The sequence below is a fragment of the Sphaerisporangium flaviroseum genome (assembly GCF_039537005.1).
Classification (GTDB): domain Bacteria; phylum Actinomycetota; class Actinomycetes; order Streptosporangiales; family Streptosporangiaceae; genus Sphaerisporangium; species Sphaerisporangium flaviroseum.
In genome coordinates this window covers 26,347-47,362 of sequence record NZ_BAAAZR010000063.1, presented here as the reverse complement: position 1 = coordinate 47,362, position 21,016 = coordinate 26,347, and the positions used below count along the sequence as shown (strand labels likewise).

The 21,016-nt window shown below is 67.8% G+C and carries 22 protein-coding genes and 1 pseudogene; 16 read left to right on the top strand and 7 right to left on the bottom strand.

All coding sequences use genetic code 11. The annotated features are described in order from the left end of the window. The first annotated feature begins 167 nt into the window (after positions 1 to 167). The 5 genes from ABD810_RS39415 (at position 168) to ABD810_RS39395 (ending at position 2,466) form a co-directional block, all read left to right on the top strand. Positions 168 to 674 carry an HIT family protein gene (locus tag ABD810_RS39415; RefSeq protein ID WP_344953131.1) on the top strand — a complete coding sequence of 169 codons (507 nt, stop codon included), beginning with the start codon at positions 168 to 170 and terminating at the stop codon, positions 672 to 674. Between the two features lie 56 nt (positions 675 to 730). Next, the gene (locus ABD810_RS39410) at positions 731 to 883 is read left to right on the top strand and encodes a hypothetical protein (RefSeq protein ID WP_344953129.1); all 153 of its coding nucleotides are present in this window, start codon (positions 731 to 733) and stop codon (positions 881 to 883) included. 293 nt (positions 884 to 1,176) lie between these two features. Beyond that, positions 1,177 to 1,371, top strand: a complete 195-nt coding sequence (locus ABD810_RS39405; RefSeq protein ID WP_344953127.1) for a hypothetical protein — start codon at positions 1,177 to 1,179, stop codon at positions 1,369 to 1,371. A 139-nt stretch (positions 1,372 to 1,510) separates the two neighbouring features. Further along, entirely contained in the window at positions 1,511 to 2,056 is a 546-nt protein-coding gene (locus ABD810_RS39400) for a hypothetical protein (RefSeq protein WP_344953125.1), read from the top strand. A 2-nt stretch (positions 2,057 to 2,058) separates the two neighbouring features. Continuing rightward, positions 2,059 to 2,466, top strand: a complete 408-nt coding sequence (locus tag ABD810_RS39395; protein ID WP_344953123.1) for a hypothetical protein — start codon at positions 2,059 to 2,061, stop codon at positions 2,464 to 2,466. Positions 2,467 to 2,515: 49 nt separating this feature from the next. On the opposite strand, the gene ABD810_RS39390 is transcribed toward ABD810_RS39395, so the two are convergent. Continuing rightward, a complete protein-coding gene (locus ABD810_RS39390; RefSeq protein WP_344953121.1) occupies positions 2,516 to 2,887 on the bottom strand; it encodes a hypothetical protein in 372 nt (123 codons plus the stop codon). Positions 2,888 to 3,154: 267 nt separating this feature from the next. Here ABD810_RS39390 and trxA point away from each other — a divergent pair, with 267 nt between their 5' ends. After that, positions 3,155 to 3,598, top strand: a complete 444-nt coding sequence (gene trxA, locus ABD810_RS39385; RefSeq protein WP_344953119.1) for a thioredoxin — start codon at positions 3,155 to 3,157, stop codon at positions 3,596 to 3,598. Further along, on the top strand, positions 3,582 to 5,252 hold the full coding sequence (locus tag ABD810_RS39380) for an FAD-dependent oxidoreductase (protein ID WP_344953117.1): 1,671 nt from the start codon (positions 3,582 to 3,584) through the stop codon (positions 5,250 to 5,252). The genes trxA and ABD810_RS39380 overlap by 17 nt, the downstream gene beginning before the upstream one ends. 331 nt (positions 5,253 to 5,583) lie before the next feature. Here the strand turns inward: ABD810_RS39380 and pafA are convergent, their stop codons facing one another. Further along, positions 5,584 to 6,942: a Pup--protein ligase gene (pafA, locus tag ABD810_RS39375; RefSeq protein ID WP_344953115.1), complete on the bottom strand. Its 1,359-nt coding sequence runs from the start codon at positions 6,940 to 6,942 to the stop codon at positions 5,584 to 5,586. A gap of 23 nt (positions 6,943 to 6,965) precedes the next feature. Between pafA and ABD810_RS39370 the strand changes: the two genes are divergently transcribed. The 3 genes and pseudogenes from ABD810_RS39370 to ABD810_RS39365 all read left to right on the top strand — a co-directional run bounded on the left by ABD810_RS39370 (position 6,966) and on the right by ABD810_RS39365 (position 8,376). Then, positions 6,966 to 7,343 carry a Tn3 family transposase gene (locus tag ABD810_RS39370; RefSeq protein WP_344953113.1) on the top strand — a complete coding sequence of 126 codons (378 nt, stop codon included), beginning with the start codon at positions 6,966 to 6,968 and terminating at the stop codon, positions 7,341 to 7,343. A 178-nt stretch (positions 7,344 to 7,521) separates the two neighbouring features. Continuing rightward, positions 7,522 to 8,085: pseudogene (locus ABD810_RS41255) on the top strand (RCC1 domain-containing protein); the annotation flags it as partial. Positions 8,086 to 8,133: 48 nt separating this feature from the next. Further along, complete coding sequence (locus ABD810_RS39365; protein ID WP_344953111.1) at positions 8,134 to 8,376, top strand: hypothetical protein; 243 nt, start codon at positions 8,134 to 8,136, stop codon at positions 8,374 to 8,376. A gap of 541 nt (positions 8,377 to 8,917) precedes the next feature. Here ABD810_RS39365 and ABD810_RS39360 read toward each other — a convergent pair. Further along, entirely contained in the window at positions 8,918 to 9,754 is an 837-nt protein-coding gene (locus ABD810_RS39360; RefSeq protein ID WP_344953109.1) for an MBL fold metallo-hydrolase, read from the bottom strand. A gap of 76 nt (positions 9,755 to 9,830) precedes the next feature. Between ABD810_RS39360 and ABD810_RS39355 the strand changes: the two genes are divergently transcribed. Beyond that, positions 9,831 to 10,328 (top strand): winged helix-turn-helix transcriptional regulator, encoded by a 498-nt coding sequence (locus tag ABD810_RS39355; protein ID WP_344953107.1) that lies wholly within the window; start codon positions 9,831 to 9,833, stop codon positions 10,326 to 10,328. 636 nt (positions 10,329 to 10,964) lie between these two features. On the opposite strand, the gene ABD810_RS39350 is transcribed toward ABD810_RS39355, so the two are convergent. Further along, positions 10,965 to 11,717 carry a class I SAM-dependent methyltransferase gene (locus ABD810_RS39350; protein ID WP_344953105.1) on the bottom strand — a complete coding sequence of 251 codons (753 nt, stop codon included), beginning with the start codon at positions 11,715 to 11,717 and terminating at the stop codon, positions 10,965 to 10,967. A 933-nt stretch (positions 11,718 to 12,650) separates the two neighbouring features. Between ABD810_RS39350 and ABD810_RS39345 the strand changes: the two genes are divergently transcribed. Both ABD810_RS39345 and ABD810_RS39340 read left to right on the top strand, forming a co-directional pair. Further along, positions 12,651 to 13,904: an aspartyl protease family protein gene (locus ABD810_RS39345; protein WP_344953104.1), complete on the top strand. Its 1,254-nt coding sequence runs from the start codon at positions 12,651 to 12,653 to the stop codon at positions 13,902 to 13,904. 543 nt (positions 13,905 to 14,447) lie between these two features. Further along, entirely contained in the window at positions 14,448 to 15,011 is a 564-nt protein-coding gene (locus ABD810_RS39340) for a dihydrofolate reductase family protein (protein WP_344953102.1), read from the top strand. Positions 15,012 to 15,208: 197 nt separating this feature from the next. On the opposite strand, the gene ABD810_RS39335 is transcribed toward ABD810_RS39340, so the two are convergent. Together ABD810_RS39335 and ABD810_RS39330 are read right to left on the bottom strand one after the other, a co-directional pair. Continuing rightward, complete coding sequence (locus ABD810_RS39335; protein WP_344953100.1) at positions 15,209 to 16,216, bottom strand: RNA polymerase subunit sigma-70; 1,008 nt, start codon at positions 16,214 to 16,216, stop codon at positions 15,209 to 15,211. 259 nt (positions 16,217 to 16,475) lie between these two features. Continuing rightward, positions 16,476 to 16,679 carry a Tn3 family transposase gene (locus ABD810_RS39330; RefSeq protein WP_344953098.1) on the bottom strand — a complete coding sequence of 68 codons (204 nt, stop codon included), beginning with the start codon at positions 16,677 to 16,679 and terminating at the stop codon, positions 16,476 to 16,478. 305 nt (positions 16,680 to 16,984) lie between these two features. On the opposite strand from ABD810_RS39330, the gene ABD810_RS39325 reads away from it, so the two are divergent. The 3 genes from ABD810_RS39325 to ABD810_RS39315 are packed head-to-tail and all read left to right on the top strand — an operon-like array spanning position 16,985 to position 20,057. Further along, positions 16,985 to 18,217 carry a DUF4158 domain-containing protein gene (locus ABD810_RS39325; protein ID WP_344953787.1) on the top strand — a complete coding sequence of 411 codons (1,233 nt, stop codon included), beginning with the start codon at positions 16,985 to 16,987 and terminating at the stop codon, positions 18,215 to 18,217. Between the two features lie 14 nt (positions 18,218 to 18,231). Beyond that, a complete protein-coding gene (locus tag ABD810_RS39320; RefSeq protein ID WP_344953096.1) occupies positions 18,232 to 18,708 on the top strand; it encodes a hypothetical protein in 477 nt (158 codons plus the stop codon). Positions 18,709 to 18,713: 5 nt separating this feature from the next. After that, the gene (locus tag ABD810_RS39315) at positions 18,714 to 20,057 is read left to right on the top strand and encodes a Tn3 family transposase (RefSeq protein WP_344953094.1); all 1,344 of its coding nucleotides are present in this window, start codon (positions 18,714 to 18,716) and stop codon (positions 20,055 to 20,057) included. A gap of 164 nt (positions 20,058 to 20,221) precedes the next feature. On the opposite strand, the gene ABD810_RS39310 is transcribed toward ABD810_RS39315, so the two are convergent. Further along, positions 20,222 to 21,004, bottom strand: coding sequence for a MerR family transcriptional regulator (locus ABD810_RS39310; RefSeq protein ID WP_103964820.1), 783 nt, complete (start codon positions 21,002 to 21,004; stop codon positions 20,222 to 20,224). Positions 21,005 to 21,016: the final 12 nt, after the last annotated feature.

Sequence of the window (21,016 nt, the reverse complement as noted above, 5' to 3'; positions counted from 1 at the left end):
TACAGGCGAGCCTGTAGGGTCTCAAGGATCTTGACATCGGTCTGGCATATATGTCACATCGGTGAGAAAGCGTCGGCCTCCTGATGGATCTTGGGCTACACCGACAATGACGCAGGACTCTAGGATGATCAGCTACTTCGGGATCAAGCGTTTCACCAGAGGTGATCATGACCGGCTCGATCCGGCGCATACCGTTCGACCTAGAAGGCTACAGCCGGCGTTCCCAGACAGGACCATGCTTCATCTGCGGAATTGTCAATCGTGATCCCAGCCAGCCGGAGGAAATCGTCTACGACGATGGCAGGCACATCGGGTTTCTCGCGCGCTTCGCCGCACTGCCCGGGTATGTTCTTGTAGCTCCCAAGCGCCACATCGAGCACGTTGTCCGAGATCTTGATGTGGAGCAGTTCATCGACGTGATGCATGTAGTGCGTCGAGTCGCTGTCGCCCTGGAAGCAAGCGTGCCGTGTGAGCGGACCTATCTACTGTCCTTGGGCAGCCGGCAGGGAAACGCCCACCTGCACTGGCACATCGCCGCTTTGCCTCCCGGTGTCCCATACGAACAGCAGCAATACCACGCGCTTATGGCCGAGAACGGCGTCGTCGAGCATACGCCTGAGGAAGCTGCCGCCCTGGCCGCGAAGATCAGGCAAGCCCTGCACGCCCAGCATTAAGCGAGCGTTGGGCGCGGGAGGCCTTCCCCGCCGCCTACGCCCGTTTGCAGCAGGCGTTGGAGGCTCTGCCCGCCGGCCAGCGCGCCACCCCGTTCGTCGCCGAACTGGCCGAGCTCCAGGCCACGCGGCGGGCCGCCGGCGGGGGCTTCGTGGTGCTGCCCGAATGGGCACAGATCCTGGAGCGGCACTTCCCCGCACAGGAGTCGTAGCCGACTTTCCCAGACTTTCCGGACAGTCCTCCGCGCACGCGCACGGGGCTACGGACGGAATTTTCGCAGTTTTGCAGTGCCTTACGGGCGTGCGCGCGTAGACGGCCCGCACCGCCTGCTCGACCGGTGCGACGGCCACCCTCCGGAAACCTGCCGGAAACCTGACCAGACGACCTCGGCTGCTTCACCGGCCGGCATCGTGCCAGCGGCCAACGGCGACGCGGATCGCGCGGCGCTCGGCCTCCTCTCGGGCGAGGGCGTGCCGATGGATCTCAGGGTCGCGATGCGCCCAGATGGCGTCGCGCACGATCGCGGCCAGGACGTCGGGCGGCAAAGCCTCAACGCCGGGGGTCTCCATCGAGGCCGTCCGCCGCCGCCTCGGCCACGCCTCCACCGAAACCACCCAGCTGTACGCGCTGCTCGACGACAAGGTCGCCGACGCCGAGATCCGCGCCGCACGCCAACGCCGGGACCAGGCAACGAGCTAAGGAAGCTTCGCAACCAAGAACAGTCTCAGCTCTCTGCGCCCAAGATCCTGCGCCAACGGCTGTTGACCGGTTCCTCAACCCCGATATACACGAGGAGATTCGTTCTGTGTTCGATGGCGGGGCGCGGTGGGGAGGTGAAGTGGCTCCGCGCCGCGTCGGCGGCGTTGAGGCGCTGCTCGACGATCTTGCCCGCCGGCGCGCCGACGCCCGGTGGGACGTCGCGATCTGCCTGACCGACCTGCCGCTGTACATCGAGCGGGTGCCGCTGGTCGCGCAGACGTCCACCCGGCGCCGAGTCGCGATAGTCTCCTTGCCTGCGCTGGGGTTGCGCCAGCTGCGAGCGGTCCGGGCAGCCGTTCCGGGTCTCGTGGGCCGGCTACTCACTGACGCTTCCGAGGAGCGGGTGCTGCTGGCCGGCTGGGCACCGGCCGAGCTGGCCGGCCAGGTTGCCGCCATTCACCGGGTGGTCGGCGAGGCTGATGCCGGGGAACTGGGCTACGTCGCCTCGCGGCTGATCGGCCGGGTGCGGCTGGTGATCGGAATGGTCCGGGCCAACCGCCCGGGGCGCGCTCTGCTGAGCCTGTCCAAACTGCTGGTCGGCGCCTTTGGCACGGCCGCGTTCGCGCTCACCACCGACACCGTCTGGCAGATGGCGATGCGCTTGGCGGACTTCGCCTCACCGTGATCATGCTTCTCGGGCTGACCGCGCTGGTGGCCTGGCTGATCGTTGCGCATGACGTGGTTGCGCATGACCTATGGGAGAAACCGGACCGGGAGACACCGGCTGAGCTGGCCCGGCTGTTCGACCTGGGCACGGTCCTCACCCTCACCCTGGCCACCGCGGTGTCCTATCTGGTGCTGTTCGCCGGAACGATACTCGCCGCGGCGCTGCTGATCGACACATCCGTGCTGGCCCAGACCCTGCGGCGGCCGGTCGATTTCCCCGACTACCCGATACTGGCTTGGATCATCAGCTCGCCGGCCACCGTCGGCGGCGCGATCGGCTCCGGGCTGGAGGACGAGGACACGGTGCGGGCCGCCGCTTACGGCTACCATCCCGAACCCGGCGGCTGGCGGGACGAGAAGGACGCGTAGTTCCCGCCCCGGGGCAGGGCTCGTCCGCGCTGCCGGCGGGCACCGCAGATCAGCGCCGCCGGATAGACCCGCATCCGGCCACCGCGCTCGCGCGGCGGCGCGATGCGGGTGCCGTCAGGGTTTGAGGACGACCTTCTCGCAGTTGTCCTGCTTGGACGTGACCGAGCTCGAAGCCGCGTTCCGCCTCGTCGAGCGGCGCCTTGGGGATCTCCACAGCCTGAACCGGAGGCCGAAAGTAAGTCCCCGAAGACATCCGATTCCAGATCTTGCAGAGGTTACCCCTCAGGTCTTTCTCGAATTCCTCGATGGACATCCCGTCCACCCCGGATGCACCCTTGTTCGCCTTGACGTTCTCCCCCGCCGTCTGGACAGCACGTTTCGAAATCTCAAATGACTTGCCCGGTGCTTTCAACTCGTTCACGCGACTCCTCCCGGATCACTCCGGTTGATCACGGCAGAAAGGGATCACACGCGGGGATAGTCGCTGGTCAGCGTTGGGGGGTGCTGCAAAGCGCCTTTGGCGGCGGAGATAGCTTGGGGATGTGGAGGAGGCTGAGCAGCGGCTCGTCACCGAGCGGCCGCCGAGACCGGCGAACCGGTCGCCGGCGACGCCCTCGACGGGGCGGTCATAATGTCGCACTGACCGGCGGCACACTCTCGGTACGTAGGGGAATCCGGAGGTCTGACCATGCGGTCACAGGCCAAGGACGCGAGCGTCGTCCAATGCTCGAAATGCGGACGGAAGAACCGGCTGCCCAGGGCCGCCTCAGGAATCCCGCAGTGCGGCTACTGCCACCAGCCGCTTCCCTGGGTCACCGAGGCGGGGGACGACGACTTCAGCGAGGTCGTCGAGGCGGCCCAGATCCCGGTGGTCGTCGACTTCTGGGCACCCTGGTGCGGGCCGTGCCGCATGGTCACCCCGGCGCTGGAGCAGGTCGCGGCCGATCTGGCCGGCCGCGTGAAGCTGGTGAAGGTGAACGTGGACCAAGCCCCCCGGCTCGCGGAGCGCTTCACCGTACAGGCCATCCCGACGCTTGTCGTGTTCGATCAGGGCCGGGTCCTCGCCCGGCGATCGGGCGCGGCGCCGGCTCCCGTCCTACGCGAATGGGTGGACGATGCGCTGGCCGCCTGAGGTCCGCGAGACGCCGGACCCGCAGGGGGCCTACCCGCGGCTGAGTGAGGCGCAGCTGCAGGCGCTGGCCCCGCACGGCGAGCGGCGCCGGGTCCGCCAGGATGAGGTCCTGTACGCGGAGGGCCTTCCGTGCATCGAGTTCTTCGCGGTCCTGGCCGGCAAGGTGGCGACCGTCGAGGGATTCGGAGCCGACGACCAGGTGATCGGCGTCCATGGGGCAGGCCGGTTCATGGGAGAGCTCAACGTGCTCACCGGCCAGGTGGGCTTCGTCACCGGCGTGGTGGCCGAGGACGGCGAGGTCCTCGCCGTGCCGGCGGACGCGCTCCGCCGCCTGGTCGCCGAGGATCCGGCACTCGGCGACCTCATCTTGCGGGCCTACCTCATCCGCCGCACGATGCTCATCGGACTGGGGGCGGGCTTTCGCATCATCGGCTCCCGATTCTCGGCCGACTCCCGGCGGCTGCGGGAGTTCGCGGCACGCAACCGGCTGCCGCACCGGTGGATCGACCTGGAGCAGGACCAGGAGGCAGAGAGGTTCCTGCTGAGCATGGGCGTCACCCCGCAGGAGACCCCGGTCGTGATCTGGCGTGGTGAGAGGGTGCTTCGCAACCCGAGCAACGCGGAGCTGGCCCGGGCGGTCGGGCTGTCCGCACCACGGGTGCAGGAGACCCGGTGCGACCTGCTCGTCATCGGTGCCGGGCCGGCGGGGCTGGCGGCGGCGGTCTACGGGGCGTCGGAGGGCCTTGCGACGATGGTCCTGGACGATGTCGCGACGGGCGGCCAGGCGGGCACCTCCTCGCGGATCGAGAACTACCTCGGCTTCCCGTCCGGGATCTCCGGCGGCGAGCTGGCGGAGCGGGCGGCGATCCAGGCCGGCAAGTTCGGCGCGCGTTTCTTCGTCCCCGCACAGGCATGCGGACTGCACCTGAACGCGGGCGATCACATCGTCACCGTAGAGGAGGGCGGCACGATCCACGCGCGCACCCTGATCGTCGCGACCGGCGTCCGCTACCGGAGGCTCGACGTCAGGAACCTGGAACGGTTCGAGCCCACGAGCGTCTACTACGCGGCGACCATGTTCGAAGCCCAGATGTGCGAGCGGGACCCGATCATCGTCGTGGGCGGAGGCAACTCGGCCGGCCAGGCCGCCCTCTTCCTGGCCCGGCACGCCGCCCGCGTCCGGCTGCTCGTGCGCGAGGACGCGCTGTCCAGGAACATGTCCCGCTACCTGGCCGTCGAGATCGAACGGCACCCCCGGATCCAGATCATGCTGAACACCGAGGTCCGGGAGCTGATGGGGGAAGACAGTCTCGCCGCGGTCATCGTCGAGAACAACGTCACCGGCGAGCGTTCCACGATCGAGGCCCGCGCGATGTTCATCTTCATCGGCGCGGAGCCGTACACCGCCTGGCTGGCCGACGAGATCGCGCTCGACCCGCGGGGCTACATCCTGACGGGCGCGGACGCCACCCGGTCCGGCAAGGAAGGCGTGCCCGACTCCGTCGGCCGGCCGTTTCCGCTGGAGACGAGCAGGGCGGGCGTGTTCGCGGCCGGGGACGTGCGGAGCGGGTCGATCAAGAGGGTGGCTGCGGCGGTCGGTGAAGGCTCCATGGCCGTACGGCTGGTCCACGACTACCTCCAGGCTGGAGAGTGACTCCGGGCCGGAAGGAAGGAGACCTTCATCGCTGTCATGGCGGTGTCGAGATTCGAAACGCTTCTTCCGCAGCGCCGCAGGTGTCGATGTCGACAAGGACGACCTCCTCGGCCGCCGTGGCCTGCCGTCCGCTCCCCGCCGGATCGAGGAGCGGTGAGCGGCCACCTGCCCCGGCAGGGGTATGCGTTCCTGCGGTGGATTCAGGGACGGCCCGGCCCTGAAGGGGGTGGCAACTGGCTCAGGGTCAAAGCCTTGTGACTCGCCGAAGATCATTTTACCCGGTCCGCGCGCTCGCCCGCCACCATTGACGCGGTGCCGGCCGGCCGCTGGGTCACATGCCGGCGATGAGCTTGTCGACCCTCTCGTCGACGCTGCGGAAGGGGTCCTTGCACAGGACCGTGCGCTGGGCCTGGTCGTTCAGCTTCAGATGCACCCAGTCGACGGTGAAGTCGCGCCGCTTCTCCTGCGCCTTTCGGATGAACTCCCCGCGCAGCCGGGCACGCGTGGTCTGCGGCGGCACCGACTTCGCCTCGAAGATCTTGATGTCGGAGGCCACCCGCTCCACCGCGCCGCGGCGCTGTAGCAGGTAGAACAGGCCCCTCTTGCGGTGCACGTCGTGGTAGGCGAGGTCGAGCTGCGCCACCCTCGGCGAGGACAGCGGCAGGTCGTACTTGTTGCGGTAGCGCTCGATGAGCTGGTATTTCGTCACCCAGTCGATCTCGCGCGCCACCAGGTCGAGGTTGCCGGTGTCGACCGCGTGCAGCGTGCGCTCCCACAGCTCCAGCACCCGGTGCGCGATCGCATCGCCGCCGCGGCGCTCGACGAAGTCCTTCACCTTCGACAGGTATTCCCGCTGGATCTCGAGGCTGGAGGCCTCGCGCCCGTTGGCCAGGCGCACGCGCCTGCGGCCGGTCATGTCGTGGGACACCTCCCGGATCGCCCTTATAGGGTTCTCCAGGCTGAGGTCGCGCATGACCGTGCCGGCCTCCACCATGCGCAGCACCAGGTCGGTGGCCCCGACCTTGAGCAGCATGGTGGACTCGCTCATGTTGGAGTCGCCCACGATGACGTGGAGCCGCCGGAAGCGCTCGGCGTCACCGTGCGGCTCGTCACGGGTGTTGATGATCGGGCGCGACCGGGTGGTGGCCGACGACACGCCCTCCCAGATGTGCTCGGCACGCTGCGAGACGCAGTAGACCGCGCCGCGCGGAGTCTGCAGCACCTTGCCCGCCCCGCAGATGATCTGCCGGGTCACCAGGAACGGGATCAGCACGTCGGCCAGCCGCCCGAACTCGCCGTGTCGGCCCACACAGTAGTTCTCGTGGCAGCCGTAGGAGTTGCCGGCCGAGTCGGTGTTGTTCTTGAACAGGTAGATGTCGCCGGCGATGCCCTCCTCGCGCAGCCGCTTCTCGGCGTCGACGAGCAGGCCCTCCAGGATGCGCTCCCCCGCCTTGTCATGCGTGACCAGTTCGATCACGCTGTCGCACTCGGGCGTGGCGTACTCGGGATGGCTGCCGACGTCCAGGTACAGACGGGCGCCGTTGCGCAGGAAGACGTTGCTCGATCGGCCCCAGGACACGACCCGCCGGAACAGGTACCGGGCCACCTCGTCGGGGGACAGCCTGCGCTGGCCCCTGAACGTGCACGTGACGCCGTACTCGTTCTCCAGGCCGAAGATACGACGATCCATTGCCTCACGCTACTCCCCCCTCGGTGCTGTCGGGTACCCCGCGCGACACCCTGCACTTCGTCGAGCTGATCTGCGATCCGCACGGCGGCCCCCGACCCGAAGTCCTGATCAGCGACCAGGGGTCCTACTCGGACTTGATCTTCGGCATCGTGACACTGCTCGGCTTGACTGCCGGCCGGTGCTGGCCGACCTGCCCGACCTGCCCGACACCAAGCTGTGGCGCATCGACGCCACCCGCCGACTACGGCTATCTCGATCGCACCGCCCGGGGCCGCAGCGACCTGGGCAAGATCGCCCGGCACTGGCCGGACATCGTGCGGGTGATCACCACCATCCACATCCGGGAGATCTCTGCCCACGACGCCATCGGGCCGCACCTCGCCGGCGGGCGCCGTCCGTAGCGCAACCCCGACGAGGCGCCGCACGCGTAGCGCGCCGATACGGTCCGCCCTTGATCGCGTACCCGGATCCAGCCGATGAGGCTGAAGCGCCGGAATCTCGACGACTTCGCGCGCGACGCTCATCAGCCTGGAGGTATGGAGCGGGCAAGATCTGCCCAGGGTCCTGTATCTGTAATCTGTGCACGTGAGTAGTCCTGTCATCGCCGCTGGACGACGACACTCGTTGGGGCTGTGCGCCGACGGCACCGTGGTTGCGACCGGCACGGGGTCATCTGGTGAGTGTCGAGTCGACGATTGGGTCCATGTGGTCGCCGTAGCGGCGGGCAACGTGCATACGGCGTCGAACACTGGACGGTCCCACAGCGTCGGCCTCCGCGCGGACGGCACGGTGATGGCGACGGGCTGGAACGGTGACGGGCAGTGTGACGTCGCGTCATGGCGCGACGTGACCCTTGTCGCCGCGGGCTGGCGCCGCACCTTGGGGCTGGTTGGTGACGGCACCGTGCTGGCCGCGGGACGGCTCCGCGAGGGAGCATGCAACGTGGGCCAATGGCGTGAGGTTGTCGCGTTGGCTTGCGGCGACTGGCATTCGGTGGGCCTCAGAGCCGATGGGAGCACCGTTGCCGTGGGGAACGATCGCCGTGGGCAGTGCGCGGTCGACACATGGCGTGACGTTGCCGCCGTCGCCGCCGGCTACCTTCACACGGTCGGTCTCACCAACAACGGACGCGTTCTTGCGGTCGGGGATCAATCGACGGGCGCCTGTGATGTCGGTGCTTGGAGGGACGTTGTGGCAGTGGCGGCTGGGAGCTACCACACCGTCGGAGTCACCGCGGCCGGCCGAGTCGTGGCCGTGGGCAGCAACGATTCCGGCCAGCGCGACGTAGCCGACTGGCGCGAGATCGTCGCGGTGGCGGCCGGATCCACCCACACTCTCGGACTACGCGCAGACGGAACAGTCGTCGCCGCCGGAAACAACGAGCACGGTCAGTGCGACATCACCGGCTGGGACGCGATCCGGTCGCCTAACTAGATACTGCCCGGAGGTCTGCTCCGCTGCCGGTCCCAGGCCGACATCCTCATCCCGCGATCCGCGCGCTTTCCGCTGCGGTCACGAAGGTCGCCGCGCCGGCGGGACAGGTCAGCGGGGCGCGTTGCCGAGTGCGGCGTTTTACTTATGACAGCGCTACTTACCAGTGCCGCTTGCACCCAAGACCCCGTCCAATCCACCCACCAGCCGACGCAAATATCGACACTGCCGCCAAGTGCTTACGGGGCGACCCGGAGGGAACCGTCTTCGACATGGGAAGCGTCGAAGCTGTTCAACGCAATAACTCGATCCCCTGAAGCGCATCTTCCCGCCCTTGCCGCACCCGTACTTCGGAATCCGTGGTGTTTCGGTCACGGAACGAGCCGGCGCATGTGACACGGGCGCCCGCGGCGCCGGAACTCGCCCGTCCGCGCAACATCTCGCCTCTGCGGTGCGGCCGGTGATCGTGGAGCGGGCCGTGTGGCTGGACCGGTCGCCGTTTCTCGACGAAGCGGTGGAATCGCTGGGCCGGCACCACCGCGAGCTAGCCGGGCGTCCCGTCGCGCTCGCTTCGCCGGGCGAGGCGCTGGGCTTGCCCGTTGTGCACATCGCTTACCCACTCCCAGCCGGGCTTAGCCGATGGGCCGACCCGCGGGTCACTGGGTACATGGCCCTTACGCAAGGCGAGCACGTACGCCCGATCCCGCTCGATCCGTGCGTGTACCTGATCAGCTCCGCCGACTGACCCGTGGCCAGGGACGACGACATCGACATCGTCTGCCACATTCTCCAGCAGTCGCAGCGCGGCGAGGTAGTCCTCGATCGGGTCAGCGGTGCCGTTCAAGTCGAGCATCGGAATCAAGACATCAGAGAGCATGTCGCCGGCGACGAGAACTCCGCGTTCTTCGATGAACAGCGCCGCATGGCCCGGTGCATGCGCTTGATGCTCGATGATCCGGACTTGAGGGCCATCCCACGGAATCCGCGCCGTCCCAGTGGGCAGGGCTGTGATGAGGCCGTACAGGTCCAGCGGGACCTGCTCGGCGATGCCCGTCGGTTCCAGGTGGGCGGTTATCTCGGCCTTCGCACCCGGGTCGGACAGCTCATCCCGGACAGTGGCCGCGCAGCGCGCCGTGCCGTAACGAGGGGCCGCGCCGAGCTGGGCGTGCCAGAGCAGGTGATCCCAATGCGGATGCGTCGAGAAGCCCGCCACAACGGTCTGGCCCGAATCGGACAGGTCGCTTGCGAGGCAGGTCATCTCGTGGTCCTGCACCCCGGGGTCGATGAGCAACACGCCGGCGCGGCCGTGCACGACAACGGCGTTGCTCTGCACGAACTCGCTCTCGTGGACCAGCACGCCCTCCGCGACCTGCCTCAGCACGGTGGCCCCTTTCCGCTTGTGATCTGCAATCGCTCGTCGAGACGGTAGTACCTGGCGGTGGTAGATTGCAAGCACTATGGGCGAAGCGAAGGAGCCGCGGTCGGAGTGCCCGATCAACGCCGCCATCGAGGTGTTCGGCGATCGCTGGAGCCTGATCGTCCTGCGCGACATCGTCTTCGCAGACCGCCGCTACTTCCGAGAGCTGCAGGCCGGCTCGATCGAGGGCATCGCCTCGAATATTCTCGCCGACCGACTCAAGCGACTGGTCACGTCGGGACTGCTCACCCGTGAGGACACCCGAGCCGGCCAGCGGGCACGCTACAGCCTGACCGAACCCGCGATCCAACTCATCCCCCTGTTCGCACAGCTGGGCAGCTGGGGACTTCGCCACCGACCCACAAGCAGCGCGCTCAACGCTCGCGCCGAACTGCTTGAACAAGGCGGCCCCGCGCTCTGGCAAGAGTTCATGGACGAGCTTCGCCACGAGCACCTTGGCTCCAGACTCCCAGCGCGATCACCAAGCGTTCGCCAGCGCCTGAACGCCGCCTACCTCGCCGCCACCAACCCCTCGTAGCCGCCAGGCCGCCGGCCATACCCCAAGGCACCAACCGACCTCGACCGAGATGACGTCACCATAGGAACGGCATACCGGACACTCCGCACGGCCGCCCAAATGCGCAAGATCAGTGTCGATGCCCTAACTCGTATGCACGGATGTCACAGAACCTTGGTCTTGAAAGTGGCCACTCGGCCCGACAGGCGGAGGGTCCGCCGGGGGAACAAGGCGCGCGGTTCGCCGCGTCGGTGACGATCACCGGAGACGGTGTCAGTGCCGTTCCAGCGGCTACCGGCCCTATCGGCAGGTGTCTGGCCCGCCCGTAGCTTCCAGCAAAACCAACGATTGGCTTTTAATCTTGGGTTGAGCTGGGTGTTTGTCCGGCTGGAGATATCACGTAGGGTGCCGTCGGCTTGTCGGCGTCCGATGTGGAGCGGTCTGTTTGTGGCGACTCGGGATGTGTTCTCGGCGGAGGATGATGTGCGGGCTGCTCCGGCGGCGGCGGAGACGACTACACACAGCTACTCGGCCACGGCATCGTTACAAGCACCCCCCGGTAGGACGCGGGCTGTAGAAGTGCCTGTCGACGGTGCGGGATGCGTGTCGTTCGCCAGGACGAGTTTTGCTTGACCGAGACTGTGCTCTCGCCTTCAGTCACGCGGACTCGCAGACACAGAGTTGAAGCGGCGTATCCACGCCAAATGGCCGACCGGACCAGTCGCCGAAGCGCTCGACGAGCCGAAGGCCGCCGAGCGAGACGAGCAGCGGCAGCTCCTGCGGGAAGATGCTCCTGATTTCGAGCGGTGCGACGACGAAGTCGGGCTCGGAGTCAGTCGAGAGGTGCCACGTCCCGCGTGTGACCTGCGCCGGCGCATCGTAGATCTCAGCGACATCGACGCTAACGTTGCCACGGTCAGGATCCATGAACGACAACGACTCCCGGGTGCGCCGCACGCCATCGGCTTCGGCAAGGAGGCGCACGCTCGGGTTGAACACATCGAAGACGAACCGTGCTCCAGGCGCCAGGTGTCGTCGAACCGACCGGAAGCAGCTCACCAGATCCTCAGCATCATGCAGATGCAGTAGGGAATTGGCTGTGATGAACACGAAGTCGAATGTGCGGCCCAGCTCGAAGGCCCGCATGTCGCCCTGCATCCATTCCACCGCCACACCGCGCTCGTTCGCCTTACGCTGAGCCTCAGCCAGCATGTCTGACGAGAGGTCCATGCCGACGCACGGATGCCCGTCGGACGCGATGGGGATCAGCTTCTGCCCGGTGCCGCACCCGAGTTCCAATACGCGCCCGCCTTGCCGATTGGCGTCGGCCCGGTAGAAGTCGACTGCGGGCCCGCCGCCCGGGAACATGAGGTCGTACAGCCTGGCGTGCGAGTAGAACGCTTCACTCATGAAGCGCCTCCTCCTTCCGACTCATCCGCAGTTGGCCGTGGTGGCCTGCCGATTCAAGCGTGTGCGCCACAGCCGCGACAACAGCTTTACCGTCATCCGCGCCAACCTCCGCTTCGCCGCGGTGATGACCCGCCACACCAAGATCAAAAGCCAGTCGTTGGTTTTGCTGGAAGCTACGGGCGGGGCTGTCTGGCGTACTCCGGTCCCACCCCTTGTAGGCGGGCGCCGGGTGGGGAGTGAGCAGGTGGAGCGGTCCGCCAGGCGCCGAGTTGCTGGATGGCGGGCTGATCGCCGACTTCGCCGACGGTGTGCCTGATCTGGACGGGCCTCGGGGCTCTGGATCTGGTCACCGTCAACTGGGGCACCGACGCGAGCATGTACGCCTGGCGCGGCGTGATCCGCTCGACCGGGACCAGCAGGAGCATGGCCAGTACCAGTGTGACCGCGGCGTACGGCCGGTCTCAGGGCCGGGTGGAAGGGCGCGTGGCTCTTTCATCACCGACGACGATCGGTGCCGAATGTGCGCGCGTTGTCTGCCGTATGCCGCGGTTTCTCGACGGCTGCCACCGTCGGTTGCGGCCGTGACACGACCATGACGCGGCGCGGACGAGGCGGGGACACGGCTGGCCGACAGTGGACGGGTCGGCGGGCGAACCGCGGGTGAGTTACGGAGCGTGCGGCGAAACCCGGGGCGGCGTGTCGTGGGTGTTGTCCATTAGTGGTGACCGGCCGTGCGGGAGTGCCTTGAGCCGATTTGGCCCGAACCGTCCACTGCGGACGGGGAGCCGTGTCCGGACAAGCCGGAGGTGGGCTGCGGCACGGTGACGGCCTCGGTCGGCTGAAAGTTCTAGCCAAGATGATCACGAAAGGCAGAAGGCGTTGGTAAGTGACGGAGAATGGGACCGGCGTTCAGTGTTGCGAGGCGCCGCGGTGATGGCCGGTGCGGCCGCGACGGCGCCGCTGTTGGGCGGGGCGGCCACGGCGCTGGCCGGCAGCGGTGACGCGGACGCGCTGTTCAAGGCCGGGAAGTTCGAGCAGGCCGGCCGCGCGTACGAGAAGATCCTGAAAACAGACCCCACGAACCTGCACGCGGCCCGCCGGCGCGGCTATGTCGGGCTCCTGGCCAACAAGTTTCCCGACGCCGAGAAATACCTCAAGATAGCCGTCAAGTTGGCGCCCGACGACAAGGACGCCAACTACTTCCTGGGCGACTGCTACATCCGACAGGACAAACTCTCCCTGTCCGCACCACACTGGCAAGCGGCCGGCGAGAAAGCCTACGCCAAGTGGTTCGCGGCAGTCCGCGGCGAGCCGTATCAGATCCGCGGCGACATCGCGCGGCTGCCATGGCAGCAGACGGACCCGATTCCGCTGGTGGAGGCCTCGGTCAACGGCGGGCCGCCGAAGCGCTTCATGTTCTACACCGGTGCCCCGAATCTGAGCATGCGCGCGTCGGTGGCCAAGGAGGCCGGGCTGAGCCCGGTCGCCAGCCAGAAGATCGATTACGAGGGCGGCACCATATGGGCGTACTACGGGGTGCTGGACTCCTTCAAGCTGGGCGGCATCGAACTGCGCAACGTACCCGTGGGCTGGTCGTCGACGGAGTCGGGCGAGGACACCGACACCGACAGCGACGGCCTGATCGGCACGTGGGTCTTCTACCACTTGCTGACCACCTTCGACTACGCGGGCCGGTCGCTGATCCTGCGCCGCAGAACCCCCGAAACGGCCAGGAAGGCACGCGCCGCCGCGATAAGGGCGGGCGCGGAGCCCCTGCCGCTGTGGCTGGCCCGTGAGCAATATCTGCACAGCAGGGGCAGCATCGCCGGCGTCGCCGGCTCTCGCACAGGGGTGGTGGGCGTGAACTTCGGCGGAAGGGGCGAGATGGCCGCGGTCGTGTTCGGCGACACGGCCAAGCAGTTGGGGATCCGCAGCGACCACGACCGCCCGATCGGGACTTTCGCGCACAGCCACCCAGCCGTCACCTACCCCTGCTACCCGAAGGAGATCCGCCTCGGCGACGCCGCCGCCAAGGAGATCTACTGCGAGAACCACCCAGGGGCCGAGCTCGCCCCCTTGGGGTTCGACGTGCCGACCGCCTTCTTCCACTGCTTCTACAAGCCCTACAACATCACCCTCGACTTCACCGACATGAACCTCTACATCGCCCGCGGCAAGGCCACCTGATCACCGCGAACCGCACGGTCGTCATGAGAGCTACCGGCGCCATCGGGATCCGGCTCCCCGGCGTGGCTCATATGGTCGCGGGGGTAAGGGCGAACCAGGCGCGCTCCCCCCGTCGCCCGGGGTCGCACCGGGGAGTGTCCCGTCCGCCGCAGCAGCCACGCCCGGTCGGAGCCCGGCGAGTCGCCGATCGAGCAGGGCCGCCGGCCCCGCCGGCTGCTGGCCGGGCTGCTGGCAACGCGACCCCGCCGGGCGCAGAGCCGAAGGCCGGCGATGACCGGGCCGGACTACGCGGTGGCCCAGTAGCGGCCCCACGCTGGACCCCACTGGCCTCTCCAGCGCGGTGAGAGGGCCCGGCGCTGTAGCTGTGTGACCAGGCGTTTGCGAGGGTGAAATCGAGATCCGGTCGGTGGTGCCCGAGCCGCCGAGTACGCCGTGCTGAGTCCGGAACGCGAAGACTACCTGCGGACGCGGATCGCGCACCGATTAGGTTTCCGCGCCGCGCCCGTCTGTATGTGTGAGATCGACTCACGAGAGGCTGGCACGATGCGGAAACTGACCTTCGCCATGAACATGAGCCTGGACGGCTACATCGCCGCGCCCGGCGACGACCTCGGCTGGGGCGTGCCGAGCGACGAGCTGTTCCAGTGGTGGTCCGACCGGGTGGACGCGACGGGCCTGGCGCTGTACGGGCGCAAGCTGTGGGAGACGATGAGCTCCCACTGGCCGACCGCCGGCAAGCAGCCGGGTGCCACACCGGCGGAGATCGAGTTCGCCGACCGCTGGCGGGACATGCCGAAGGTGGTGTTCTCATCGACGATCGACAAGGTCGACTGGAACACCCGCCTGGTCACCGGCGACGCGGTCACCGAGATCACCAGGCTCAAGGCCGACGACGGCGGCCCCATGGACATCAGCGGCGCCACGCTCGCCGCGGCGGCCATGCGGGCCGGGCTGATCGACGAGTACGTGCTGGTCACCGCGCCGGTCCTGGTGGGCGGCGGCACGCCGTTCTTCACCGCGCTGGACAGCTGGGTGAACCTGAACGTGGTCGAGAGGCGGACATTTCCCGGCGGCGTGGTGCTGACCCGATACGAGACGAGGCGATGAGCACGGGCCGAATGCTCGGCTCGTAAGGCCAGGTCGAAATCCTTCCTGGCGTGCTCACCGTGACCCTCGGCGATGAGGGAACCTTTTCCCGGCCCTTCCTTGCGTTCCGAGTGAGCTGTTGACCGACTCGCTGAAGATGAGGACGACGGTGACGCCGGCCCGTGCGCTGGACTGGTCGACGATGGGGACTTGTCTGATCACAGCGTCGCGGGCAGGCTCAGCCATGGTTTGTCGGTGGCGTCGAATCCGGTGAGCTCGGCGATCTTCCCGTCGACGATGTGCAGGACCGCGATGTTGAACAAGCGGTATTCCGGGTCGTCGGGGGTGCGGAGGTACAGCGCGGCGGCAGGCATGCGGTTGACCGTCGTGGCGATGCAGCGCCAGTCGTCGTAGCCGCGCTGGAAGAGCCCACCGGAGACCCAGCCGTCCACCGCGTCCTTGGCCGTGACGATCAAGGTGCCCGGGTCGGGCAGCATCGCGAAGCGCAGGTCGTCGCGCAGCAGGGCCATCAGCCCGTTGAGGTCGTTGCGCTCATGGGCGTCCATATACGACTTCACCACGCCGCGCTCGTCATCCGACAGCTCGTGGGTGGCGGGGCTCCGCCAGTCGAGGCGGCGGTCGGGCAGCTGCTCGCGCATCGTCACGCGCGCCCGCTGCAGTGCGCTGGTCACCGATGCGACGGTCAGCTCGAGGGCGTTGGCGGCCTTCGACGCCGGCCAGCCGAGGACGTCGCGCAAGATGAACACCGCCCGCTGCCGCGGCGGCAGGTGCTGGACGGCGACGATGAACGCCAGCTCGATCGTCTCCCGCGCCACCACCGATTCCTGCGGGTCCTCCGGGAGCATCCGGTCCGGGTAGGGCTGCAGGTAGCGTACTTCCGAGCCCGCGTCCGGCAGCTCGGCAGGCACGGGTGTGCGGTCGTCGCGCTTCTCCAGGAAGTCGAGGCAGGCGTTCGTCGCGATCCGGTACAGCCAGGTCCGCAGCGCAGCGTGGCCCTTGAACGACTCCCGCTTGTTCCACGCCCGCAGGAACGTCTCCTGCGTCATGTCCTGGGCGTCCTCGTAGTTCGCGAGCATCCGGTAGCAGTGCACCTGCAGCTCACGCCGGTGGCGCTCGGTGAGGAGCGCGAACTGTACTGCGTCATTTGAGCGGGCCGCGGCGATGAACGCGGCCTCGTCGTCGCCTAGCAGTCTGGCGCCGGTCATGGTCGTCAATCCTTCCGCAGGTGGCGAGGGGCTACCAGAACTGACGACGTGGCGGAGGATTTCTGAGCGGTGAAGCCGCTGACACCGGGCCGTTCGTCAAGCCAGATGGGTCGGGTCGATCCAGGGGACGTGTTCGGGTCGCGCACACCCTCGATGTCGAGGTGGGGTCCCCGTAGTACTGGGGAAAGATCGGGCGGATACGGCTGGTCTGGCTGATCGCCCAGTGTAGCGGCCGATCCCGGCCGGCCGGCGGCAAGCCCTATGCGTCGTCTTCGGCGTCCGGGTCACGCAACGGACGGTGGCTGCCGCCGAGGTCGGGTAGGTGAAAGCTGTAGTGCCCGTCGATGCTGATGTGGTGGCGCACGAACGGCGACAACCGCGGCACGTCCTCGACGAGCACCGGATAGCCCTGGGCGCACAGCTCGGCCAAGGCGCGGTCCATGTAGACGGTGTTCCACAGCACGATGCAGTTGAGCTCGACGTGTCCAGGCGCTGATCGCGGCGCTCGCGCTCGTCGTCGCCACGACCGGGTACGTGCTCATCAGCCGGAACGAGCAGCAGGCACTGGCCGCCCGGCAGGCCGAGATCGCGGCCAGGAGCCGGCCCTTGAGCAGCAACCAATCGGTCAGTGGCGGTAGCGGGCTGACGTCAGTTGACCTACCGCCATCCAGCGGTCCGATGCGGGTGGGCAGCGACATGGCGGCGGATTGAGTAACTGTTCGGCTACTTTCGGTTTGTTACGGGCGGGCTGGCCCTACTTTGCGGCGTATGCCGGTGGTGGAGTTCTTAACCGATGACGAAGCGGCCACGTACGGCCGATACGGGGAAGTGCCGTCGCGCGCGGACCTGGAGCAGGTGTTCTTCCTTGATGACGAGGACCGAGAGCTGGTTGAGCGTCGTCGTGGCGACCACATGAAGTTCGGCTTCAGCCTTCAACTCGTCACCGTTCGATGGGTTGGGACGTTCCTGGAGGACCCGCTGGAGGTGCCGACCGCAGTCCTCGACTTCGTGGCCGAGCAGTTGGGCATCGCCGACCCGTCGTGCGTGAAGAAGTACACCGAGCGGACCAAGACGCGATTCGATCACCAGTGGGAGATTCGGCGGGTGTACGGCCTGAAGGAGTTCGGGACCGTCGAAGGGGATCTGCGAGCGTGGGTGGAGGCCAGGTCTTGGACCACGGGGGATGGACCGAAGGCGATCTTTCTCGACGCGGTGCGCTGGCTGCGGGAGCGGGATGTGCTTCTGCCCGGGGTGACGACGCTGGCCCGGCTGGTCACCAACGTCCGCGATGAGACGACCCGGCGACTGTGGGGTGTCCTGGAAGGGCTGTTGACCGTGGGTCAGCGTTATGTGCTGGACCAGCTGCTGGAGGTTCCGCCAGGGTCACGGGTCTCGGACCTGGAGCGCTGGCGCAAGGGCCCGGTCCCGCGCGGGTCCGGGCCGACGCTGATCAAAGCACTGAAGCAGGTCGCCGAGGTCGCGGGATTGGGCATGACGGAGCTGGGGGCCGACCGCTTGGTGCCGCCGCGCCGGCTGGCGGAGCTGGCCAAGTACGGGATGAGCGCGGACGCCTCGCAGATCCGCCGTCATCGCGATGGCCGTCGTCTGGCGACGCTGCTGGCCACGGTGGCGTTCCTGGAGGCAAAGTCGGTCGATGACACCCTGGAACTGCTGGACCTGCTGATGACCACCGAGCTGCTGAACAAGGCGCAGACCGCCGCGGACAAGGAGAAGATCCGCAAGCATCCGAAGCTGGCCAAGGCCTCGGCCCGCCTGGCGGTGGCGGTGGAGGCGCTGTTCGACTCCGACGCCTGGGGTGGCGAGGACGAAGAGCCCCGGGTGTCGGAGGTGTGGGAGGCGATCGAGGCGGTGGTATCGCGGGCGGAACTGCGGGCGGCGCTGGTCTTGGTGAATGAGAACGTGCTGCCGGCGGATGCGGACGAGCCCGACGACTGGCGCAGCGAGCTTGTCGGCCGCTACAGCACGGTGTCGGGATTTTGAAGGTGCTGCCCACGGTGATCTGTTTCGGCGCGAACGCCGAGGGCGCCCCGGTGCTGGCGGCAATGCGGCAGTTGCCGGAGGTGCTGGCCCACCGCAGCAGGCTGCCCGCACCACTGATTCCGGCCCGACTAATCGAGGCGGCCGTGGTGAACGGCCCATGGAAGGGCCTGGTGTTCGGCCAGCCCGTCCACGAGGACGGCGCGGTGAACAGGCACGCCTACACCTTCTGTCTCCTGGAGCAGTTCCACCGGCATCTCAAACGCCGCGAAATCTACGCCGACGCCTCCACCAAGTGGCGCAACCCGCAGGCCAGACTCCTGGAAGGCCAGGCGTGGGAGGCGGTCCGGCCGGACGTGCTCACCGCGCTGGGCCTGCCGGAGAACCCGGACGCCCTGCTGGCCGACCACACCCGCGCGCTGGATGCGGCATACCAAGACGTGGGCAGCCGGCTGGACACCAACACCGAAGTTCGGCCGGGAAGATCCACCTGACCGGCGTGAAGGCCATCGAAGAGCCGCCCTCGCTGGTCGACCTGCGCAAGCACACCACGGCGATGCTGCCGCGCGTGGATCTGCCCGAGGTCATCTTGGAGGTGATGAGCTGGGAGCCGCAGCTGGTGGAGGCCTTCACCGCAGCCTCCGGCGGCCGCTCCCGGCTGGAGGACCTGCCGACCTCGATCGCGGCGTGCCTGGCCGCGCACTCCATGAACGTCGGCTACCGGCCGATCGCCAAGACCGGCGTTCCCGCGCTGGAGCGCTCGCGGCTCTCGCACGTGTTCCAGAACTACTTCCGGCCTGAGACGCTCAGCCTGGCCAACGCGCCGCTGGTCGCCTGGCAGGCCGGGCTGCCGCTCGCCCAGGCGTGGGGAGGCGGCATGGTCGCCGCGGTCGACGGCATGCGGTTCGTGGTCCCGGTCCCGGCGGCCTTCGCTCGCCCCAACCGCAAATTCTTCGGCTCCAAGCGCGGTATGACCTGGCTCAACGCAATAAATGATCAAGGAATCGGGCGAGGCGCGAAGATCGTGTCCGGCACGGTCCGCGACTCCCTGCACATGGTCGACGTCATCTTCGGGCTGGACGGCGGGGAGTTGCCGGAGATCGTCGTTTCCGACACCGGCTCCTACAGCGACCTGACCTTCGGCCTGCTGGAACTGCTGAACATCTCCTACCGGCCCGCGCTGGCGGATCTGCCCGACCAGAAGGGCTGGCGCATCGACCCCGGCGCCGACTACGGGCCGCTGAACACCTTCGCCCGCGGCAGGATCGACCTGCGCAAGGTGCAGCGGATGTGGCCGGACATCCTGCGCGTGATCGCCTCCATCTACACCGGCACCGTCCGCGCCTACGACGTAGTGACCATGCTGCAGCGCGAGGGTCACCCCACCGCGCTGGGCGAGGCGATCGCCACCTACGGCCGGATCTTCAAGTCCCTGCACATCCTCGCCTACATCGACGTGGACGAGACCTACCGGCGCGACATCAAGCACATCCGCAACCTGCAGGAGGGCCGTCACGCCCTGGCCCGGAAGATCTGCCACGGCAAGAAGGGCGAGCTCTACCACCGCTACGAACGCGGGCTGGAGAATCAGCTCGGCGTCCTCGGGCTTGTTCTCAATTGCGTCGTTTTGTGGACGACTGTCTACCTGGACGCGGCAGTCCGGCAGCTGAAGGCGCAGGGCAACCCCGTCCGAGATGAGGACATGGCCCGGCTCTCGCCCTTCGTCAACACCCAATTGGGCGTGCACGGCGCCTACACCTTCATACTTCCCGACTTGGCGCCAGGGGCGATACGCGCTCTGCGCGACCCCCACGCACTCGACGCCGACGACGAAGAGATCTGACCCCTCACCTCGGCGGGCGGGCTTCGAGTACCCGGCCGGGCCCCTCCTCACATGTCGTGTTCGTGGATGGCTGAGGCGATGTATCCAGCGTGAGACGAGCCGCTCCAGCGGTGTCTGCCAGCAGATCCCGCGGTCCCCGGGTCCTGCGGCGGGGACCGGCTTGGTCAGTGGGTGTCTGGTCTGGGGATGTGGATGCCGGCGGCGCGGAGTTTGGTCTCGACGAGCGCGACTCCTCGGGCCGCGGCCGATCCCTGCTCTTCGCCGTGGAGGGCGATCAGCTTGTAGCGGGTCGCAGCGTCGGTACGGGCTTGCAGGCCGGTCACGATTTTCAGGTGTGCGGGGTTGGCGAGGAGGTGGTCGGCCATGGCGGTGGCGAGCTCGGCGATGCGCGGGTCGTCCGGTTCCCAGGTCGCGGCTTCGGTTGCGCGCTTGATCAGGGCGACGAACCGGGTGTCTTCGAGGGCGTGCTCGATATGGGTGAGGTAGTCGTCGAAGCTCTCGGGGACCAGTGCCCTGGCCAGGACCCAGCCCTCCCTGGCGGCCGCCACCTCCTCTGCGGGGAAGCCGAGGCCGGACATCCGCTCCAGCAGCGCCACGGCACGGTCAGGCAGTAGAGCCCGGTCGCCGTCGGCGAGCCGGTGCAGCGTGTCACGTCGCGCGATCAACTCCTCGATGCGTTCGGTGAACTGCCGCTCGACGTCGGCGAGCGCGGCGGCGAACAGCGCGGGGTCGGCGTCGAGCAGGGACCCGATCTCGGCCAGGGGCACCCCGGCGGCGGCCAGCGTCCGGGCCTGCACCAGCCGCAGCAGCTCGGCCGATCCGTACCGCCGGTAGCCGGAGCTGTCGCGTTCCGGCTCCTTGACCAGGCCGAGCTTGTGGTAGTGCCGCACCGTCTTCACCGTGACGCCGACGAATGCCGCCGCCTGCCCGATCGTGACTCCGTTCATCTGCAAAATCCT

Bases quoted from the DNA above. Each gene is read 5' to 3' on its own strand.
- ABD810_RS39380 (WP_344953117.1), top strand. From the start codon at position 3,582: ATGCGCTGGCCGCCTGAGGTCCGCGAGACGCCGGACCCGCAGGGGGCC.
- ABD810_RS39335 (WP_344953100.1), bottom strand. From the start codon at position 16,216: ATGACCGGCGCCAGACTGCTAGGCGACGACGAGGCCGCGTTCATCGCC.
- ABD810_RS39405 (WP_344953127.1), top strand. From the start codon at position 1,177: ATGGCGTCGCGCACGATCGCGGCCAGGACGTCGGGCGGCAAAGCCTCA.
- ABD810_RS39345 (WP_344953104.1), top strand. From the start codon at position 12,651: ATGGCCGGTGCGGCCGCGACGGCGCCGCTGTTGGGCGGGGCGGCCACG.
- trxA (WP_344953119.1), top strand. From the start codon at position 3,155: ATGCGGTCACAGGCCAAGGACGCGAGCGTCGTCCAATGCTCGAAATGC.
- ABD810_RS39395 (WP_344953123.1), top strand. From the start codon at position 2,059: ATGCTTCTCGGGCTGACCGCGCTGGTGGCCTGGCTGATCGTTGCGCAT.
- ABD810_RS39355 (WP_344953107.1), top strand. From the start codon at position 9,831: ATGGGCGAAGCGAAGGAGCCGCGGTCGGAGTGCCCGATCAACGCCGCC.
- ABD810_RS39415 (WP_344953131.1), top strand. From the start codon at position 168: ATGACCGGCTCGATCCGGCGCATACCGTTCGACCTAGAAGGCTACAGC.
- ABD810_RS39340 (WP_344953102.1), top strand. From the start codon at position 14,448: ATGCGGAAACTGACCTTCGCCATGAACATGAGCCTGGACGGCTACATC.
- ABD810_RS39310 (WP_103964820.1), bottom strand. From the start codon at position 21,004: ATGAACGGAGTCACGATCGGGCAGGCGGCGGCATTCGTCGGCGTCACG.
- ABD810_RS39325 (WP_344953787.1), top strand. From the start codon at position 16,985: ATGCCGGTGGTGGAGTTCTTAACCGATGACGAAGCGGCCACGTACGGC.
- ABD810_RS39350 (WP_344953105.1), bottom strand. From the start codon at position 11,717: ATGAGTGAAGCGTTCTACTCGCACGCCAGGCTGTACGACCTCATGTTC.
- pafA (WP_344953115.1), bottom strand. From the start codon at position 6,942: ATGGATCGTCGTATCTTCGGCCTGGAGAACGAGTACGGCGTCACGTGC.